At 70.2% G+C, this 19,110-nt stretch carries 17 protein-coding genes; 16 read left to right on the top strand and 1 reads right to left on the bottom strand.

Annotation, left to right across the window (positions count from 1 at the left end; all coding sequences use genetic code 11):
- Positions 1-18: 18 nt before the first annotated feature.
- Both efp and nusB read left to right on the top strand, forming a co-directional pair.
- Entirely contained in the window at positions 19-585 is a 567-nt protein-coding gene (gene efp, locus ACWCRD_RS35980; RefSeq protein WP_020117452.1) for an elongation factor P, read from the top strand.
- 2 nt (positions 586-587) lie between these two features.
- Positions 588-1,022, top strand: coding sequence for a transcription antitermination factor NusB (gene nusB / locus ACWCRD_RS35975; RefSeq protein ID WP_030946863.1), 435 nt, complete (start codon positions 588-590; stop codon positions 1,020-1,022).
- A gap of 164 nt (positions 1,023-1,186) precedes the next feature.
- Here nusB and bldD read toward each other — a convergent pair whose 3' ends face one another.
- Positions 1,187-1,687 carry a transcriptional regulator BldD gene (bldD, locus tag ACWCRD_RS35970; RefSeq protein ID WP_099927449.1) on the bottom strand — a complete coding sequence of 167 codons (501 nt, stop codon included), beginning with the start codon at positions 1,685-1,687 and terminating at the stop codon, positions 1,187-1,189.
- 253 nt (positions 1,688-1,940) lie between these two features.
- On the opposite strand from bldD, the gene pyrR reads away from it, so the two are divergent.
- The 14 genes from pyrR to ACWCRD_RS35900 all read left to right on the top strand — a co-directional run bounded on the left by pyrR (position 1,941) and on the right by ACWCRD_RS35900 (position 18,987).
- Entirely contained in the window at positions 1,941-2,531 is a 591-nt protein-coding gene (gene pyrR, locus ACWCRD_RS35965; protein WP_450969916.1) for a bifunctional pyr operon transcriptional regulator/uracil phosphoribosyltransferase PyrR, read from the top strand.
- Positions 2,532-2,674: 143 nt separating this feature from the next.
- A complete protein-coding gene (locus tag ACWCRD_RS35960) occupies positions 2,675-3,661 on the top strand; it encodes an aspartate carbamoyltransferase catalytic subunit (protein ID WP_344405789.1) in 987 nt (328 codons plus the stop codon).
- 5 nt (positions 3,662-3,666) lie between these two features.
- A complete protein-coding gene (locus ACWCRD_RS35955; RefSeq protein ID WP_450969915.1) occupies positions 3,667-4,953 on the top strand; it encodes a dihydroorotase in 1,287 nt (428 codons plus the stop codon).
- Complete coding sequence (locus tag ACWCRD_RS35950; RefSeq protein WP_450969914.1) at positions 4,950-5,519, top strand: PH-like domain-containing protein; 570 nt, start codon at positions 4,950-4,952, stop codon at positions 5,517-5,519. Before ACWCRD_RS35955 ends, ACWCRD_RS35950 begins: the two co-directional genes overlap by 4 nt.
- Entirely contained in the window at positions 5,516-6,673 is a 1,158-nt protein-coding gene (gene carA, locus ACWCRD_RS35945; protein ID WP_351466651.1) for a glutamine-hydrolyzing carbamoyl-phosphate synthase small subunit, read from the top strand. Before ACWCRD_RS35950 ends, carA begins: the two co-directional genes overlap by 4 nt.
- The gene (gene carB / locus ACWCRD_RS35940) at positions 6,666-9,974 is read left to right on the top strand and encodes a carbamoyl-phosphate synthase large subunit (protein WP_450969913.1); all 3,309 of its coding nucleotides are present in this window, start codon (positions 6,666-6,668) and stop codon (positions 9,972-9,974) included. Before carA ends, carB begins: the two co-directional genes overlap by 8 nt.
- A 74-nt stretch (positions 9,975-10,048) precedes the next feature.
- On the top strand, positions 10,049-11,155 hold the full coding sequence (locus ACWCRD_RS35935) for a quinone-dependent dihydroorotate dehydrogenase (RefSeq protein ID WP_450969912.1): 1,107 nt from the start codon (positions 10,049-10,051) through the stop codon (positions 11,153-11,155).
- Positions 11,152-11,997 (top strand): orotidine-5'-phosphate decarboxylase, encoded by an 846-nt coding sequence (pyrF, locus tag ACWCRD_RS35930; protein ID WP_450969911.1) that lies wholly within the window; start codon positions 11,152-11,154, stop codon positions 11,995-11,997. The genes ACWCRD_RS35935 and pyrF overlap by 4 nt, the downstream gene beginning before the upstream one ends.
- Positions 11,998-12,339: 342 nt before the next feature.
- Positions 12,340-12,663 carry an integration host factor gene (locus ACWCRD_RS35925; RefSeq protein ID WP_003977346.1) on the top strand — a complete coding sequence of 108 codons (324 nt, stop codon included), beginning with the start codon at positions 12,340-12,342 and terminating at the stop codon, positions 12,661-12,663.
- Between the two features lie 59 nt (positions 12,664-12,722).
- Positions 12,723-13,316 (top strand): guanylate kinase, encoded by a 594-nt coding sequence (gmk, locus tag ACWCRD_RS35920; protein WP_450969910.1) that lies wholly within the window; start codon positions 12,723-12,725, stop codon positions 13,314-13,316.
- 53 nt (positions 13,317-13,369) lie between these two features.
- On the top strand, positions 13,370-13,642 hold the full coding sequence (gene rpoZ, locus ACWCRD_RS35915; protein WP_003977348.1) for a DNA-directed RNA polymerase subunit omega: 273 nt from the start codon (positions 13,370-13,372) through the stop codon (positions 13,640-13,642).
- 146 nt (positions 13,643-13,788) lie between these two features.
- On the top strand, positions 13,789-14,991 hold the full coding sequence (gene coaBC, locus ACWCRD_RS35910) for a bifunctional phosphopantothenoylcysteine decarboxylase/phosphopantothenate--cysteine ligase CoaBC (protein ID WP_450969964.1): 1,203 nt from the start codon (positions 13,789-13,791) through the stop codon (positions 14,989-14,991).
- A 239-nt stretch (positions 14,992-15,230) separates the two neighbouring features.
- Complete coding sequence (gene metK / locus ACWCRD_RS35905) at positions 15,231-16,439, top strand: methionine adenosyltransferase (protein WP_450969909.1); 1,209 nt, start codon at positions 15,231-15,233, stop codon at positions 16,437-16,439.
- 394 nt (positions 16,440-16,833) lie between these two features.
- Positions 16,834-18,987 carry a primosomal protein N' gene (locus tag ACWCRD_RS35900; RefSeq protein ID WP_450969908.1) on the top strand — a complete coding sequence of 718 codons (2,154 nt, stop codon included), beginning with the start codon at positions 16,834-16,836 and terminating at the stop codon, positions 18,985-18,987.
- Positions 18,988-19,110: the final 123 nt, after the last annotated feature.

The raw sequence follows: 19,110 nt of genomic DNA, 5'->3' as shown, positions 1-19,110 counted from the left end.
CCAGGAGATTCCGCAACCGTGGCTTCCACGAACGACCTCAAGAACGGCCTGGTGCTCAAGCTCGAAGGCGGCCAGCTGTGGTCCGTCGTCGAGTTCCAGCACGTCAAGCCCGGCAAGGGCCCGGCCTTCGTGCGCACCAAGCTGAAGAACGTGCTCTCCGGCAAGGTCGTCGACAAGACGTTCAACGCCGGCGTCAAGGTCGAGACGGCCACTGTCGACAAGCGCGACATGCAGTTCTCGTACATGGACGGCGAGTACTTCGTCTTCATGGACATGGAGACCTACGACCAGCTCATGGTCGACCGCAAGGCTGTCGGCGACGCCGCCAACTTCCTCATCGAGGGCTTCACGGCCACCGTCGCGCAGCACGAGGGCGAGGTGCTCTTCGTCGAGCTCCCGGCCGCCGTCGAGCTCGTCGTCCAGGAGACCGAGCCGGGCCTGCAGGGCGACCGCTCCACCGGCGGCACCAAGCCCGCCACGCTGGAGACCGGCCACCAGATCCAGGTCCCGCTCTTCATCACCACCGGTGAGAAGATCAAGGTCGACACCCGTACGAGCGACTACCTCGGCCGGGTGAACAGCTAACCGTGGCTGCCCGCAACACGGCCCGCAAGCGCGCCTTCCAGATCCTCTTCGAGGGCGACCAGCGTGGCGCCGACGTCCTGACGGTCCTCGCGGACTGGATCCGGCTGTCCCGGGACGACACCCGGCAGCCGCCGGTCAGCGAGTACACGATGCAGCTGGTCGAGGGCTACGCGAAGCACGCGAAGCGCATCGACGAGCTGATCGCGCAGTACTCGGTCGGCTGGACGCTCGACCGCATGCCGGTCGTCGACCGCAACGTCCTGCGTCTCGGCGCCTACGAGCTGATCTGGGCCGACGAGATCCCGGACGCCGTCGTGCTGGACGAGATGGTGCAGCTGGCGAAGGAGTTCTCCACGGACGAGTCGCCCGCGTTCGTCAACGGCCTGCTGGGCCGGCTCAAGGAGCTGAAGCCCTCACTGCGCCGCGACGAGGCGTAAGAGGCAGGCATCGCCAGGGGGCCCGCAGCGTGACTGTTGCGGGCCCCCTGGCGTTCCTGTACCTGTGTGGTCCTCGAAGGCCGCAGAAAGCCGCCTGGGTGGCCGGAACCGTCTGGTTCCGGCCACCCCGGCGGCACGTTTCTGCTCAGGGCGGTCAGGCCATGTCAGGCGTCCTCGTGGGCGACCGCGCGGCGCGCGTCCGCGTCCAGCACGCCCCAGCTGATCAGCTGCTCGGTGAGGACCGAGGGGGACTGGTCGTAGATGACGGCGAGTGTGCGCAGGTCGTCCTGGCGGATCGACAGCACCTTGCCGTTGTAGTCACCGCGCTGCGACTGGATCGTCGCCGCATAGCGCTGCAGCGGGCCCGCCTTCTCGGCCGGCACGGTCGCCAGCCGCTCCAGGTCCAGGACCAGCTTCGGCGGCGGCTCGGCGGCGCCGCCCGGGGTGGTGCCCGGCAGGAGCTCCTGCACCGGGACCCCATAGAAATCCGCCAGTTCGGCGAGGCGCTGTACGGTCACGGCACGGTCGCCGCGCTCGTACGAACCGACCACGACCGCCTTCCAGCGTCCCTGGCTCTTCTCCTCGACACCGTGGAGGGAAAGGCCCTGCTGGGTGCGGATGGCCCGGAGCTTGGCCCCGAGCTGTTTGGCGTATTCGCTGGACATATAGCTCCCCGGACACTGTGTCGACGCGGCTGCAGAGGGTCCGAGCCGCGCGTCTGGTAACTCACTGTGAGGTTACGCAGCGTGACTCTTCTGCGTCAAGCCGAATGGTCCACACCGACTCTTCCGTGGCCGCGGTGGCCGATTACGCCAGGGGGGTGATCAGGGGCGCCGCCCGGGCCTGCTACCGTGGATGGCGCAAATCCGACGTCCTTTAAGGTCCGTCCCGTGAGGCGGAGAAGGAGGTCCGTTTCGTATGGACAAGCAGGACACATCCGGGAATCCGGCGTCCGATGCGCGGCCGGTTCTCGAAGGCCCCGACATCGCGCGGGTGTTGACCCGCATCGCCCACGAGATCGTCGAGCGCGCCAAGGGCGCCGACGACGTGGTGCTCCTCGGCATTCCGACCCGAGGGGTCTTCCTCGCCCAGCGGCTCGCCGCCAAGCTCGAGGAGATCACCGACCGGAAGATCCCGGTCGGTTCGCTCGACATCACCATGTACCGCGACGACCTGCGCATGCATCCCCCGCGTGCGCTGGCCCGGACCGATATCCCCGGTGACGGCATCGACGGCCGCCTGGTCGTCCTCGTCGACGACGTGCTCTTCTCCGGCCGCACCATCCGCGCGGCCCTGGACGCCCTGAACGACATCGGGCGGCCGCGCGCGGTGCAGCTCGCCGTCCTCGTCGACCGCGGTCACCGTGAACTGCCCATCCGCGCCGACTACGTCGGCAAGAACCTCCCCACGTCGCTGCGGGAGACGGTCAAGGTCCAGCTCGCCGAGGAGGACGGTCGCGACACCGTGCTGCTCGGTGCGAAGCCGGCCGCCCCGGGCGAGCAGCAGTAGCACTCGGTCGTACGACTCCGAGCGCGCGCCTGCGCGCCCGTATGCCCGGCGGTGCCCTCTGGGGCCTGATACCGGCGGCTGCCGCCGCGGGCCCCGGACCCCCGGCCTCCCACAAACCTGAACTGCCTTACGGAGCCTGACAGATGCAGCGTCATCTCATCTCGGCCGCCGACCTCACCCGCGACGACGCCGTCCTGATCCTCGACACCGCCGAGGAGATGGCCCGGGTCGCCGACCGGCCGATCAAGAAACTGCCGACCCTGCGCGGCCGTACCGTGGTGAACCTCTTCTTCGAGGACTCCACACGCACGCGTATCTCCTTCGAAGCCGCGGAGAAGCGCCTGTCCGCGGACGTCATCAACTTCACCGCCAAGGGGTCGAGCGTCTCCAAGGGCGAGTCCCTGAAGGACACCGCCCAGACCCTGGAGGCCATGGGCGTCGACGCCGTGGTCATCCGGCACGGCGCCTCCGGGGCCCCCTACCGCCTCGCCAACTCCGGCTGGATCGACGCGGCCGTCATCAACGCCGGCGACGGCACCCACCAGCACCCCACCCAGGCCCTGCTCGACGCGTTCACCATGCGCCGCCGCCTGGTCGGCCGGGACGCCGGGATAGGGCAGGACCTGTCCGGCAAGCGGATCACGATCGTCGGCGATGTGCTGCACAGCCGGGTCGCCCGCTCCAACGTCGACCTGCTGCACACGCTGGGCGCCGAGGTCACCCTCGTCGCGCCGCCCACCCTGGTGCCGGTCGGCGTCGAGACCTGGCCCTGCGAGGTGTCGTACGACCTCGACTCCACCCTCACCAAGTCCGACGCGGTGATGATGCTGCGCGTGCAGCGCGAGCGCATGAACGCCGCGTTCTTCCCGACCGAGCGCGAGTACTCGCGGCGCTACGGGCTCGACGGCGACCGCATGGCGCGGATGCCCGAGCACGCCATCGTGATGCACCCCGGCCCGATGGTCCGCGGCATGGAGATCACCGCCGAGGTCGCCGACTCCGAGCGCTGCACCGTCGTCGAGCAGGTCGCAAACGGAGTCTCCATCCGGATGGCCGTTCTGTATCTGCTGCTCGGTGGAAACGAGCCCGCCGTCACCCACACCCGCCCCACCGGTTCCGAGGAGAAGTAAGACCCATGAGCAAGATCCTGATCCGTGGTGCGAAGGTGCTCGGCGGCGAGCCGCAGGACGTGCTGATCGACGGCCAGACGATCGCCGAGGTGGGCGTCGGTCTCAGTGACGAGGGCGCCGAGGTCGTCGAGGCGGCCGGCAAGGTGCTGCTGCCGGGGCTGGTCGACCTCCACACCCATCTGCGCGAGCCCGGGCGCGAGGACTCCGAGACCGTGCTGACCGGCACACGCGCGGCGGCGAGCGGCGGGTACACGGCCGTGTTCGCCATGGCCAACACCTTCCCGGTCGCCGACACCGCCGGCGTCGTCGAGCAGGTCTACCGACTCGGCCAGGAGCACGGCTACTGCGATGTGCAGCCCATCGGCGCCGTCACCGTCGGCCTGGAGGGCAAGAAGCTCGCCGAACTGGGCGCCATGCACGAGTCGGCCGCGGGTGTCACCGTCTTCTCCGACGACGGCAAGTGCGTCGACGACGCCGTGATCATGCGCCGGGCGCTGGAGTACGTGAAGGCCTTCGGCGGGGTCGTCGCGCAGCACGCGCAGGAGCCGCGGCTGACCGAGGGCGCCCAGATGAACGAGGGCATCGTCTCCGCCGAGCTGGGCCTCGGCGGCTGGCCGGCGGTGGCCGAAGAATCGATCATCGCCCGGGATGTCCTGCTCGCCGAGCACGTGGGGTCCCGAGTCCACATCTGCCATCTGTCGACGGCCGGCTCGGTCGAGATCGTCCGCTGGGCCAAGTCCCGCGGCATCGACGTCACCGCCGAGGTCACCCCGCACCACCTGCTCCTCACCGACGAGCTGGTGCGGACGTACAACCCGGTCTACAAGGTGAACCCGCCGCTGCGCACCGAGCGCGATGTCCTCGCCCTGCGTGAGGCGCTCGCCGACGGCACCATCGACATCGTCGCCACCGATCACGCCCCGCACCCGCACGAGGACAAGGACTGCGAGTGGGCCGCCGCCGCCATGGGGATGGTCGGCCTGGAGACCGCGTTGTCAGTGGTGCAGGAGACCATGGTGGACACCGGGCTGATCACCTGGGCCGAGGTCGCCGACCGCATGTCCTGCACGCCCGCCCGGATCGGGCAGGCCAAGGGACACGGGCGTCCCGTCTCGGCTGGTGAGCCCGCCAACCTCACGCTCGTCGACACGGAATACCGTGGGTCCGTGGACCCCGCGGGCTTCGCCTCGCGCAGCCGCAACACTCCGTACGAGGGGCGTGAGCTGCCGGGCCGTGTCACGCACACGTGGCTCCGGGGCAAGGCCACGCTCGTCGACGGGAAGCTCACGTGACACCTGTAATCCTGCTCGCAGCCGAGAAGAAGTCGGCCGAGGTCACCGACTGGGCCGCCCGGGTCGGCTGGCTCGTCGGCCTCGCCCTCTTCATCGCGCTCGTCTACTGGCTGATGCGCGAGGGCTGGAAGTGGCGCGGCACCCTCCAGGGTGACCTGCCGGAGCTGCCCAGCGCGCCGGACGAGCCGGGCGAGGCGAGACTGACTGTGCTGTCGATGAGCGGCCGCTACCACGGCTCCACCACCGCCGGGCAGTGGCTGGACCGCATCGTCGCGCACGGCCTCGGCACCCGCAGCCGGGTCGAGCTCACGCTGACGGACGCGGGACTGGATGTCGTACGCCCGGGTGCGAGCGATTTCTTCGTCCCGGCCGCGCAACTGCGCGAGGCCCGGCTCGACAAGGGCATCGCCGGCAAGGTGCTGACCGAGGGCGGACTGCTCGTGGTGACCTGGGCGCACGGCGACCGGCTGATCGACTCCGGTTTCCGCTCGGACCGCGCGGCCGAGCACACCGAATGGGTCGAGGCCCTGAACCTGATGATCAACAAGACGGAAGGCGCACGATGACAACCTCCACCAGGGGAGCCGCCAAGGTTCCCGCCGTACTCGTCCTGGAGGACGGCCGGATCTTCCGCGGTCGTGCCTACGGGGCCGTGGGGGTGACCTTCGGCGAGGCGGTCTTCTCGACCGGCATGACCGGCTACCAGGAGACCCTGACCGACCCCTCGTACCACCGCCAGGTCGTCGTGATGACCGCCCCGCACGTCGGCAACACCGGCGTCAACGACGAGGACCCGGAGAGCAAGCAGATCTGGGTCGCCGGATATGTCGTGCGCGACCCCGCGCGCGTGCCGTCCAACTGGCGCTCCCGCCGCTCGCTGGACGAGGAGCTGCGCCACCAGGGCGTGGTCGGGATCTCCGGCATCGACACACGCGCGCTCACGCGTCATCTGCGCGAGCGCGGCGCCATGCGGGTGGGCATCTTCTCCGGCAACGCGCTGCCCGACGAGGGCACCATGCTCGCCGAGGTCCGCCAGGCCCCCGAGATGAAGGGCGCCGACCTCTCCGCGGAGGTCGCCACCAAGGAGGCGTACGTCGTCCCGGCGATCGGTGAGAAGAAGTTCACCGTCGCTGCCATCGACCTCGGCATCAAGGGCATGACCCCGCACCGCATGGCCGAGCGCGGCATCGAGGTGCACGTGCTGCCCGCCACGGCGACCGTCGAGGACGTGTACGCCGTGAACCCCGACGGTGTGTTCTTCTCCAACGGCCCGGGCGACCCGGCCACCGCCGACCACGCCGTCTCCGTCATGCAGGGCGTGCTGGAGCGCAAGACCCCCCTCTTCGGCATCTGCTTCGGCAACCAGATCCTGGGCCGCGCGCTCGGCTTCGGCACGTACAAGCTCAAGTACGGCCACCGCGGCATCAACCAGCCGGTGCAGGACCGCACCACCGGCAAGGTCGAGGTCACCGCGCACAACCACGGCTTCGCCGTGGACGCCCCGCTCGACAAGGTCTCCGACACCCCCTACGGCCGCGCCGAGGTCTCCCACGTCTGCCTCAACGACAACGTGGTGGAGGGCCTGCAGCTCCTCGACCAGCCGGCCTTCAGCGTCCAGTACCACCCGGAGGCGGCAGCGGGACCGCACGACGCCGCCTACCTGTTCGACCGTTTCACGTCTTTGATGAGCACAGTCTCGATGGAGGGCCAGCGTGCCTAAGCGCACCGATATCCAGTCCGTCCTGGTCATCGGCTCCGGCCCGATCGTCATCGGCCAGGCCGCCGAGTTCGACTACTCCGGCACCCAGGCGTGCCGCATCCTGCGCGCCGAAGGCCTGCGGGTCATCCTCGTCAACTCCAACCCGGCGACGATCATGACTGACCCGGAGATCGCGGACGCCACGTACGTCGAGCCGATCACCCCGGAGTTCGTCGAGAAGATCATCGCCAAGGAGCGCCCCGACGCGCTCCTGCCCACCCTGGGCGGCCAGACGGCCCTCAACACGGCCATCTCGCTGCACGAGGCGGGCACCCTCGACAAGTACGGCGTCGAGCTGATCGGCGCCAATGTCGAGGCCATCAACAAGGGCGAGGACCGCGACCTGTTCAAGGAGGTCGTCGAGGCCGTCCGCCAGAAGATCGGCCACGGCGAGTCCGCCCGCTCGGTCATCTGCCACTCCATGGACGACGTCCTCGCGGGCGTCGAGACCCTCGGCGGCTACCCGGTCGTCGTCCGCCCGTCCTTCACCATGGGCGGCGCCGGTTCCGGCTTCGCGCACGACGAGGAGGAGCTGCGCCGCATCGCAGGCCAGGGCCTCACGCTCTCGCCGACCACCGAGGTGCTCCTGGAGGAGTCCATCCTCGGCTGGAAGGAGTACGAGCTGGAGCTGATGCGCGACAAGCACGACAACGTGGTGGTCGTCTGCTCCATCGAGAACTTCGACCCCATGGGCGTGCACACCGGCGACTCGATCACCGTCGCGCCCGCGATGACGCTGACGGACCGCGAGTACCAGCTCCTGCGGGACATCGGCATCGCGGTCATCCGCGAGGTCGGCGTCGACACCGGCGGCTGCAACATCCAGTTCGCGGTCAACCCCGAGGACGGTCGCGTGATCGTCATCGAGATGAACCCGCGCGTGTCGCGCTCCTCGGCCCTCGCCTCCAAGGCGACCGGCTTCCCGATCGCCAAGATCGCCGCCAAGCTGGCCGTCGGCTACACGCTCGACGAGATCCCGAACGACATCACCCAGGAGACCCCGGCCTCCTTCGAGCCGACGCTCGACTACGTGGTCGTCAAGGCCCCGCGGTTCGCCTTCGAGAAGTTCCCGCAGGCCGACTCCACGCTGACCACCACCATGAAGTCGGTCGGCGAGGCCATGGCCATCGGCCGCAACTTCACCGAGGCCTTCCAGAAGGCGCTGCGCTCGCTGGAGAAGAAGGGCAGCCAGTTCACCTTCGTCGGCGACCCCGGAGACAAGGCGCAGCTCCTCGAAGAGGCCGTCCGCCCGACCGACGGCCGTATCAACACGGTCATGCAGGCCATCCGCGCCGGCGCCACCCAGGAGGAGGTCTTCGAGTACACGAAGATCGACCCCTGGTTCGTCGACCAGCTCTTCCTCATCAAGGAGATCGCGGACGAGCTCGCCGAGGCGCCCGAGCTGACCCGCGAGCTGCTGGCCGAGGCCAAGCGGCACGGCTTCTCCGACCAGCAGGTCGCCGAGATCCGCGGCCTGCGCGAGGACGTCGTGCGCGAGGTCCGGCACGCGCTGGGCATCCGCCCGGTCTACAAGACGGTCGACACCTGCGCCGCCGAGTTCGCCGCCAAGACGCCGTACTTCTACTCGTCGTACGACGAGGAGACCGAGGTCGCGCCCCGCGAGAAGCCCGCGGTCATCATCCTGGGCTCCGGCCCCAACCGCATCGGCCAGGGCATCGAGTTCGACTACTCCTGCGTCCACGCCTCCTTCGCGCTGAGCGACGCCGGCTACGAGACGGTGATGGTCAACTGCAACCCGGAGACCGTCTCCACGGACTACGACACCTCCGACCGCCTGTACTTCGAGCCGCTGACGCTGGAAGACGTGCTGGAGATCGTGCACGCCGAGCAGCAGGCGGGCCCGGTGGCGGGCGTGGTGGTCCAGCTCGGTGGCCAGACTCCGCTGGGCCTCTCGCAGGCGCTGAAGGACAACGGCGTGCCGATCGTGGGGACCTCGCCGGAGGCCATTCACGCCGCCGAGGACCGCGGCGCCTTCGGGCGGGTGCTCGCCGAGGCCGGACTGCCGGCCCCCAAGCACGGCACCGCCACCACCTTCGCCGAGGCCAAGGCCATCGCCGACGAGATCGGCTACCCGGTCCTGGTGCGGCCGTCGTACGTCCTCGGTGGACGCGGCATGGAGATCGTCTACGACGAGACCCGGCTCGCGACCTACATCGCCGAGTCGACCGAGATCAGCCCCTCCCGGCCGGTCCTCGTCGACCGCTTCCTCGACGACGCCATCGAAATCGACGTCGACGCGCTCTACGACGGCCAGGAGCTCTACCTCGGCGGTGTCATGGAGCACATCGAGGAGGCCGGCATCCACTCCGGCGACTCGGCGTGCGCCCTGCCCCCGATCACGCTCGGCGGCTTCGACATCAAGCGGCTGCGGGCCTCCACGGAGGCCATCGCCAAGGGTGTCGGCGTCCGCGGCCTGATCAACATCCAGTTCGCGATGGCCGGCGACATCCTCTACGTCCTCGAAGCCAACCCGCGCGCGTCCCGCACCGTCCCCTTCACCTCGAAGGCGACCGCGGTGCCGCTGGCGAAGGCCGCCGCCCGGATCTCCCTGGGCGCGACCATCGCCGAGCTGCGCGCGGAGGGGCTGCTTCCGGCCAACGGCGACGGCGGCGAGCTCCCGCTCGACGCGCCGATCTCCGTCAAGGAGGCCGTCATGCCGTGGTCCCGCTTCCGGGACATCCACGGCCGCGGCGTCGACACCGTCCTCGGCCCGGAGATGCGCTCCACCGGCGAGGTCATGGGCATCGACTCCGTCTTCGGCACGGCGTACGCCAAGTCGCAGGCGGGTGCCTACGGCCCGCTGCCCACCAAGGGCCGCGCGTTCATCTCGGTCGCCAACCGCGACAAGCGCTCGATGATCTTCCCGGCGCGCGAACTCGTCGCCCACGGCTTCGAACTGCTCGCCACCTCCGGCACCGCCGAGGTCCTCAAGCGCAACGGCATCAACGCCACCGTCGTGCGCAAGCAGTCCGAGGGCACCGGCCCGAACGGCGAGAAGACCATCGTCCAGCACATCCACGACGGCGAGGTCGACCTCATCGTCAACACCCCGTACGGCACCGGCGGCCGCCTCGACGGCTACGAGATCCGTACGGCGGCCGTGGCGCGGTCGGTCCCGTGCCTGACGACGGTCCAGGCGCTCGCCGCCGCCGTCCAGGGCATCGACGCCCTCAACCACGGCGACGTGGGCGTCCGTTCGCTCCAGGAACACGCGGAACACCTGACCGCGGCCCGCGACTAGCAGCCCTGAGGGGGACACCGGAAACGGTGTCCCCCTCTTCATGAGGCTCGTCGACGCTTCAAGAGGACACCGACATGTACAAGCTTTTCTTCCGTCTGGTTTTCAAACGGATGGACCCGGAGCAGGCCCACCACCTGGCCTTCCGCTGGATCCGCCTCGCCGTCCGCATCCCCGTGCTGCGCACCCTCGTCGCCGCCGCCCTTGCGCCCCGCTACCAGGAGCTGCGCACGGAGGCCTTCGGGCTGCGGATGCACGGCCCCTTCGGGCTCGCCGCCGGATTCGACAAGAACGCGGTCGCGATCGACGGCATGTCGATGCTCGGCTTCGACCACGTCGAGATCGGCACGGTCACCGGGGAGGCCCAGCCCGGCAACCCCAAGAAGCGGCTGTTCCGGCTCGTGAAGGACCGTGCGCTGATCAACCGCATGGGCTTCAACAACGAGGGCTCGCTGGCCGTCGCGGCCCGTCTCGCGTCCCGTGAGCCGGTTTTCAGGACGGTCGTGGGGGTCAACATCGGCAAGACCAAGATCGTCCCCGAGGCGGAGGCCGTCGGCGACTACGTGAAGTCGACCGAGCGGCTGGCACCGTACGCCGACTACCTGGTGGTGAACGTCTCCTCACCGAACACGCCCGGCCTGCGCAACCTGCAGGCCACCGAGGCGCTGCGGCCGCTCCTGAGCGCCGTCCGGGAGGCCGCCGACCGCACGGTGCCCTCCCGCCGCGTCCCGCTGCTCGTGAAGATCGCGCCGGACCTCGCCGACGAGGACGTCGACGCCGTGGCCGACCTGGCCGTCGAGCTCGGCCTGGACGGGATCATCGCCACGAACACCACCATCGCGCGCGAGGGCCTCGGTCTGAAATCCGAACCCTCGCTGGTGAAGGAGACCGGCGGACTGTCCGGCGCTCCCCTGAAGTCCCGCTCCCTGGAGGTGCTGCGCCGCCTCTACGCGCGCGTGGGCGACCGCATCACCCTCGTGGGCGTCGGCGGCATCGAGAACGCCGAGGACGCCTGGCAGCGCATCCTGGCCGGCGCCACGCTGGTCCAGGGCTACAGCGCCTTCATCTACGAAGGGCCCTTCTGGGGCCGCGCCATCCACAAGGGCCTCGCCGCCCGCCTGGGCACCAGCCCGTACGCCACCCTCGCCGACGCGGTCGGCGCCGACGTGAGGAAGACGGCATGAGCTCTCTCGAACCCTTCGGCGCACGGCTTCGCCGCGCCATGGACGAGCGCGGGGCGCTCTGCGTCGGCATCGACCCGCACGCGTCCCTGCTGGCCGAGTGGGGCCTGAACGACGACGTCGCCGGTCTGGAGCGGTTCAGCCGCACGGTCGTCGAGGCGATGGCCGACCGGGTCGCCGTCCTCAAGCCGCAGAGCGCGTTCTTCGAGCGCTTCGGCTCCCGCGGCATCGCGGTCCTGGAGAAGTCGGTGGCGGAGGCGCGGGCGGCCGGTGCGCTGGTGGTGATGGACGCCAAGCGCGGCGACATCGGCTCGACCATGGCCGCGTACGCCGAGACCTTCCTGCACAAGGACTCCCCGCTCTTCTCGGACGCGCTCACCGTCTCGCCCTATCTCGGCTACGGCTCGCTCTCCCCGGCTGTCGCGCTCGCCCGCGAGAGCGGCACCGGCCTGTTCGTGCTGGCGCTGACCTCCAACCCGGAGGGCGGCGAGGTGCAGCACGCGGTGCGCACGGACGGACGGAACATCGGCGCGACGATGCTGGCGCACCTTGCCGCCGAGAACGCGGGAGAGGAGCCTCTGGGCTCCTTCGGGGCCGTCGTCGGCGCCACGCTGGGCGACCTGTCGTCGTACGACCTGGACATCAACGGGCCGCTCCTGGCACCCGGCATCGGCGCCCAGGGCGCCACCGCGGCCGATCTTCCCGGTGTGTTCGGAGCCGCCGCGCGCAATGTCGTGCCGAACGTCAGCCGGGGGGTGCTGCGGCACGGTCCCGACGCCGGGGCGCTGCGCGCGGCCGCGGAGCGCTTCGCGGAGGAGATCAGGGCCGCCGTGGGAGCCGTATGAGGCTCTCGCGACGGTCGTAGCGGGTGTTCGGGGCGCTCGATCGAGTCCTCCGATGAGTGCCTGCCGGGTGCTTCCAGGCCCGCTTGAGTCTGAATACATCCTCAAATCCGGGGCATTATGTCCTAAATGTCCGGCCTGGCAGAGGCTGACCAGGACTTTTCCGCTGTTCTCGCTGACTCTGGCGCGCTCGCCCGCTAGTCTCCGACGGGTGGGGGCACCCCCACACCCTTTAGGTAGTGGGGGACAATGGGCAAGCGTGTTGCTCGTGGCTCCCCAGGTGTGGGGCGACTAGGTTCCTCACCGGTCCGTATCCGACAGTTCGACATCCGAGGTGACGTAGGCGTGGCTCTTCCGCCCCTTACCCCTGAACAGCGCGCAGCCGCGCTCGAAAAGGCCGCCGCGGCTCGCCGGGAGCGGGCCGAGGTCAAGAATCGACTCAAGCACTCCGGCGCCTCCCTGCACGAGGTCATCAAGCAGGGCCAGGAGAACGACGTCATCGGCAAGATGAAGGTCTCCGCCCTGCTCGAGTCCCTGCCGGGCGTGGGCAAGGTCCGCGCCAAGCAGATCATGGAGCGTCTGGGCATCTCCGAGAGCCGCCGTGTACGCGGCCTCGGTTCCAACCAGATCGCTTCCCTGGAGCGTGAGTTCGGCAGCACCGGCTCCTGAGTCCGGCCGCCCGGGACCGGGGGTCCCGGGCACTCCGGGATTGCTGGAATAATCGCTGCATGGCTGCAACATTCCGGGGGACGACCCCCGAGCCCCCGGACGTACGTCCGCGGCTGACCGTGCTCTCCGGCCCCTCCGGGGTCGGCAAGAGCACGGTCGTCGCTCATATGCGCAAGGAACACCCCGAGGTCTGGCTCTCGGTGTCGGCGACGACCCGCAAGCCCCGCCCCGGCGAGAAGCACGGAGTCCACTACTTCTTCGTCACCGACGACGAGATGGACAAGCTGATCGCCAACGGCGAGCTGCTGGAGTGGGCCGAGTTCGCCGGCAACCGCTACGGCACGCCGCGTGCGGCCGTGCTTGAGCACCTGGAGGACGGCGTGCCGGTCCTCCTGGAGATCGACCTCCAGGGCGCCCGGCAGGTTCGCGAGACCATGCCGGACGGCCGGCTGGTGTTCCTGGCTCCGCCCTCCTGGGAGGAGCTCGTGCGCAGACTCACCGGCCGGGGGACCGAGCCGCCAGAGGTGATCGAGCGCCGTCTCGACGCAGCCAAGATCGAGCTGGCGGCCGAGCCGGAGTTCGACATGACCTTGGTCAACACCTCCGTCGAGGACGTGGCTCGCGAGCTGCTAGCCTTGATGGATGTTCTGTGATCACGAGTGATGTGATCACGACCGATCTTTTCCCATCCATCGGAAGGTAGAGCGTGTCCTCTTCCATCTCCGCGCCCGAGGGCATCATCAACCCGCCGATCGACGAGCTCCTCGAGGCCACCGACTCGAAGTACAGCCTCGTGATCTATGCGGCCAAGCGTGCCCGCCAGATCAACGCGTACTACTCGCAGCTCGGCGAGGGCCTCCTCGAGTACGTCGGTCCGCTCGTCGACACCCACGTCCACGAGAAGCCGCTCTCGATCGCCCTGCGCGAGATCAACGCAGGTCTGCTGACGTCCGAGGCCATCGAGGGCCCGGCACAGTAGTACTTTCGTATTGCAGTTGGCTTTTCCACAGGCCCGACAGCGCGACTGTCGGGCCTGTGGTCTGCCGGGGGTGCGGGGGTCGTCCCCCGCTGTGGTACAGCATGGAGTCGTTGATGACTCGTACGTTGCCGAGCCGGGGAGAGACGGTGGACAAGCCCAAGGTCGTGCTGGGGGTCAGCGGTGGCATCGCTGCCTACAAGGCCTGTGAGCTGCTGCGCAGACTGAGCGAGTCCGGCCATGACGTACGCGTGGTGCCCACCGCCTCCGCGCTGCACTTCGTCGGCGCCGCCACCTGGTCCGCCCTCTCCGGCAACCCCGTCTCCACCGAGGTCTGGGACGACGTCCACGAGGTCCCGCACGTCCGCATCGGGCAGCACGCCGACCTGGTCGTCGTCGCCCCGGCGACCGCGGACATCCTCGCGAAGGCCGCCCACGGCCTGGCCGACGACCTGCTCACGAACACGCTCCTGACCGCCCGCTGTCCTGTCGTCTTCGCACCCGCCATGCACACCGAGATGTGGGAACATCCGGCCACCCAGGAGAACGTGGCCACGCTGCGCCGCCGCGGCGCCGTCGTCATCGAACCGGCCGTCGGCCGTCTGACCGGCGTCGACACCGGCAAGGGCCGGCTGCCCGACCCGACGGAGATCTACGCGATCTGCCGCCGCGTGCTGTCCAGAGGCGTCACCGAGCCCGACCTCAGGGGCCGGCACGTCGTCGTCAGCGCCGGCGGCACCCGCGAACCCCTGGACCCGGTGCGCTTCCTCGGCAACCGCTCCTCCGGCAAGCAGGGCTACGCCCTCGCCCGCACCGCCGCCGCGCGCGGCGCCCGCGTCACGCTCATCGCCGCGAACACCGGTCTGCCGGACCCGGCGGGCGTGGACGTCGTCCAGGTGGGCACGGCCGTGCAACTGCGCGAGGCGGTGCTGAAGGCGACCCCGGACGCGGACGCCGTCGTCATGGCCGCAGCGGTGGCGGACTTCCGGCCTCAGACCTACGCGGCAGGGAAGATCAAGAAGAAGGACGGCCAGGACCCGGACCCCATCGTGCTGGTGCGGAATCCGGACATCCTCGCGGAGATCTCGGCGGAGCGCGCCCGCCCCGGACAGGTGATCGTCGGCTTCGCCGCGGAGACCGACGACGTCCTCGCCAACGGCCGCACCAAGCTGGAGCGCAAGGGCTGTGACCTCCTCGTCGTGAACGAGGTGGGGGAGCGCAAGACCTTCGGCTCCGAGGAGAACGAGGCCGTGGTGCTGGGGGCCGACGGCAGCGAGACCCCCGTGCAGCGCGGGCCTAAGGAACATCTGGCCGAAACTGTGTGGGACCTGGTGGCGGAGCGGCTCGGCTGAATGTTTCATTCGCTTCCCGGTCCCCTCAAACCTCTGCGACAAGGGTGTGGCAACCCTGGCCAAGGCCGCTCCGAATTGGGCAGAATGCGCGTGCCGCAGGTCACAGGACTCCCGAGGGGCGAGATAGGGGGGTCGGTGGCCGAGCACGACCGATAAACTGTTCTCGGACGACCACGGGCGCAGCCTCCGGGCCGTCCGCCAATGATCAGCCAGCAGCCGCTGCAACCCCAGGGAGCGTTGTGTCCCGTCGCCTGTTCACCTCGGAGTCCGTGACCGAGGGTCACCCCGACAAGATCGCTGACCAGATCAGCGACACCATTCTCGACGCGCTTCTGCGCGAGGACCCGACCTCCCGGGTCGCCGTCGAGACGCTGATCACCACCGGCCTGGTGCACGTCGCCGGTGAAGTCACCACCAAGACCTACGCGGACATCGCGACCCTCGTCCGCAACAAGATCCTCGAGATCGGGTACGACTCCTCGAAGAAGGGCTTCGACGGCGCCTCCTGCGGCGTCTCGGTGTCCATCGGCGCGCAGTCCCCGGACATCGCCCAGGGTGTCGACACGGCGTACGAGAACCGCGTCGAGGGCGACGAGGACGAGCTGGACCGCCAGGGCGCCGGTGACCAGGGCCTGATGTTCGGTTACGCGACCGACGAGACGCCCACCCTGATGCCGCTGCCGATCTTCCTGGCGCACCGCCTGGCGAACCGGCTGTCCGAGGTCCGCAAGAACGGCACCATCCCCTACCTGCGCCCCGACGGCAAGACGCAGGTCACCATCGAGTACGACGGCGACAAGGCCGTCCGCCTCGACACCGTCGTCGTCTCCTCGCAGCACGCGAGCGACATCGACCTGGAGTCGCTCCTCGCCCCCGACATCCGCGAGTTCGTCGTCGAGGCGGAGCTGAAGGCGCTCCTGGACGACGGCATCAAGCTCGACACGGACAGCTACCGCCTGCTGGTCAACCCGACCGGCCGCTTCGAGATCGGCGGCCCGATGGGCGACGCCGGCCTCACCGGCCGCAAGATCATCATCGACACCTACGGCGGCATGGCCCGCCACGGCGGCGGCGCCTTCTCCGGCAAGGACCCGTCCAAGGTCGACCGCTCCGCCGCGTACGCGATGCGCTGGGTGGCGAAGAACGTGGTCGCCGCGGGCCTCGCCTCCCGCTGCGAGGTCCAGGTGGCGTACGCCATCGGCAAGGCCGAGCCCGTCGGCCTGTTCGTCGAGACCTTCGGCACCGCCAAGATCGACCACGATAAGATCGAGAAGGCGATCGACGAGGTCTTCGACCTGCGTCCGGCCGCGATCATCCGCGACCTCGACCTGCTCCGCCCGATCTACGCCCAGACGGCGGCGTACGGCCACTTCGGCCGTGAGCTGCCCGAGTTCACCTGGGAGAAGACGGACCGCGTGGACGCGCTGCGCAAGGCGGCGGGGCTGTAGGCTCCGCGGTTCTTCACCGGGCCCGGCTCCCTCGCGGAGCCGGGCCTCGGTGCGTTCCGGTCGTAAATCGCTCGCCCGCCGTGCCGGTCGCTCCCTACGCTGATCATCTCCCGGTGCGATGGCCGCGGTTCCTTCGGTGGAGTGCGCTTCGTGCGCGCGGTGATTCTGGAAACCTATGCCGCTGCCGTGCCGATCTCGGGAGAGCCGACGTGGTCCGGTGCGATGGTTGCGGATACTTCTGGGTTGACCCCTCGCAGGTTCGAATCCTGCTGCCGGTCCTGGACCGGTATGGCCGAGTGGCCCAAGGCAAAGGCGCCTGACGGCGTTCGTGATCCGCGGCCGGACTGATCTCGGGCGGCGTCGGTTGTCAGTGGCGTTTGGTAAGAATGCAAGCGTGAGCAGCGAGAACGGGCGGACGGACGGCGGGGCGGAGGGTGCGCCGCCCGAGCAGCTTGCGCTCATCAGGGAGAGCGTGCGCAAGGCCGAGGTGCCGAGGGCCAAGCCGCGGACCTGGCGGGGGGCCGCGCTGGCCAAGGAACTGCCTGTCGCCCGGGTGCTGGTCGACAAGGGAGTGCTGCATCTTGATCGGTACTTCGACTATGCGGTGCCGGAGGAACTCGATGCGGATGCTCAGCCCGGGGTGCGGGTGCGGGTGCGGTTCGGGGCCGGGCGGCATCGGGTGCGGGAAGGGCGGCGCGAGGGCGGCGGCCTGATCGACGGGTTCCTCGTCGAGAGACTTGCCGAGTCCGACTACTCCGGGCCGCTTGCCGCGCTGGCCCAGATCGTGTCCCCCGAGCGGGTGTTGAGCGAGGAGTTGCTGGGGCTGGCCCGGGCCGTCGCCGATCGGTATGCGGGGAGCCTGGCCGATGTGCTCCAGCTCGCCGTGCCGCCGCGCAGCGCGCGGGCCGAGCAGCGGCCCTCGCCCGAGCCGCTGGCGCCGCCGGCGATGCCGGAGGCGGCGTCCTGGGTGCGGTACGAGCGGGGGACCGCCTTTCTGGAGTCGCTCGCCTCGGGGGGTGCGCCGCGTGCGGTGTGGAATGCGCTGCCGGGGTCCGAGTGGAGCGACGAGCTGGCGCGGGCCGTGGCGGCGACGCTGGTCTCCGGGCGCGGAGCGCTCTTGGTGCTGCCGGACGGGCGGGCGGTCGCCCGGGTCGATGCGGCGCTGACCGCGCTGCTGGGGGAAGGACGGCATGCGGTGCTCACCGCCGACGCCGGTCCCGAGAAGCGGTACCGGGAGTGGCTCGCGGTGCGGCGGGGCTCCGTCCGGGCGGTCATCGGGACCCGGGCCGCCATGTTCGCCCCGGTTCAGGATCTCGGCCTCGTCGCCATCTGGGACGACGGGGACGACAGCCACAGCGAGCAGCACGCGCCCCAGCCGCACGCGAGGGAAGTGCTGCTGCTGCGGGCCGCCCTGGACAAGTGCGCATTCCTGCTGGGCAGTTGGAGCTGCACCGTCGAGGCGGCGCAGCTGGTCGAGAGTGGCTGGGCCCGGCCGCTCGTCGCCGGGCGGGAGCAGGTGCGGGGGGCTGCGCCGCTGGTGCGGACCGTGGGGGACGCGGACCTCGCGAGGGACGAGGCGGCCCGGGCCGCCCGGTTGCCGACCCTCGCCTGGCAGGCCGTGCGGGACGGGCTGCGGCAGGGGCCGGTGCTGGTGCAGGTGCCCCGGCGGGGTTACGTCCCTCGGATGGCGTGCGCCAACTGCCGGGCGCCCGCGCGGTGTCGGCACTGCTCCGGCCCGTTGGAGGGGCAGGAGTCCGGGGCCGCGCTGCGGTGCGGGTGGTGCGGGCGGGACGAGAGCGGCTGGCACTGTCCGGAGTGCGGCGGGTTCCGGTTGCGGGCGCAGGTCGTGGGGGCGCGGCGCACCGCCGAGGAGCTGGGGCGGGCGTTTCCCGCCGTTCCGGTGCGGACCTCCGGGCGTGAGCATGTGCTGGACACCGTGCCGGGCACACCCGCGCTGGTCGTGAGCACACCGGGGGCCGAGCCCGTCGCCGAGGGCGGCTACGCGGCGGCCCTGCTGCTGGACGGCTGGGCGATGCTCGGCCGCCCCGACCTGCGCGCCGGCGAGGATGCGCTACGGCGCTGGCTCGCGGCCGCCGCGCTCGTCCGGCCGCAGGGCGCCGGCGGCACCGTGGTGGTCGTCGCCGAGCCGACACTGAGGCCCGTGCAGGCGCTGGTGCGGTGGGATCCCGTCGGACATGCGGTGCGGGAACTCGCCGAGCGGGCCGAGCTGGGCTTTCCGCCGGTGTCACGGATGGCGGCGGTCTCCGGGGACGGCGAGGCGGTCGCCGAATTCCTGCGCACGGCCGAACTGCCCCGGGAGGCCGAGGTGCTGGGACCCGTGCCGCTGCCGGTCACGGAGGCCGGGCGGCCGCGGCGAGTGGGAGCGCCTCCGCCCGGTGAGCACTGGGAGCGGGCACTCGTTCGCGTACCCCCCGGGCGCGGAGCCGCACTGGCCTCGGCACTGAAGGCCGCACAGGCTGCGCGGATGGCACGAGGGGCCGGCGAGGCCCCGGTCCGGGTGCGGATCGATCCGCCTGACATCGGGTGAGGTGGTCGGGCGCCGGGGGCGCTGGGACCGTTGGACGTCGAGTGCAGTAGCCCCGGCGCCGTGCGCGGCCGGAAAGCGGGTGAACCGCGAGACCTCGGTGAGGTCGCCGGCCAACGACTGAGG

This window comes from Streptomyces sp. NPDC002092, assembly GCF_053593775.1.
The sequence above is the reverse complement of the archived record's forward strand: the minus strand, read 5'-3'. Positions and strand labels throughout refer to the sequence as shown.

What these genes read in the sequence shown, in the direction of transcription:
- bldD (WP_099927449.1), bottom strand. Translation starts at nt 1,687, where the DNA reads ATGTCCAGCGAATACGCCAAACAGCTCGGGGCCAAGCTCCGGGCCATC.
- pyrR (WP_450969916.1), top strand. Translation starts at nt 1,941, where the DNA reads ATGGACAAGCAGGACACATCCGGGAATCCGGCGTCCGATGCGCGGCCG.
- ACWCRD_RS35960 (WP_344405789.1), top strand. Translation starts at nt 2,675, where the DNA reads ATGCAGCGTCATCTCATCTCGGCCGCCGACCTCACCCGCGACGACGCC.
- ACWCRD_RS35955 (WP_450969915.1), top strand. Translation starts at nt 3,667, where the DNA reads ATGAGCAAGATCCTGATCCGTGGTGCGAAGGTGCTCGGCGGCGAGCCG.
- carA (WP_351466651.1), top strand. Translation starts at nt 5,516, where the DNA reads ATGACAACCTCCACCAGGGGAGCCGCCAAGGTTCCCGCCGTACTCGTC.
- ACWCRD_RS35935 (WP_450969912.1), top strand. Translation starts at nt 10,049, where the DNA reads ATGTACAAGCTTTTCTTCCGTCTGGTTTTCAAACGGATGGACCCGGAG.
- pyrF (WP_450969911.1), top strand. Translation starts at nt 11,152, where the DNA reads ATGAGCTCTCTCGAACCCTTCGGCGCACGGCTTCGCCGCGCCATGGAC.
- gmk (WP_450969910.1), top strand. Translation starts at nt 12,723, where the DNA reads ATGGCTGCAACATTCCGGGGGACGACCCCCGAGCCCCCGGACGTACGT.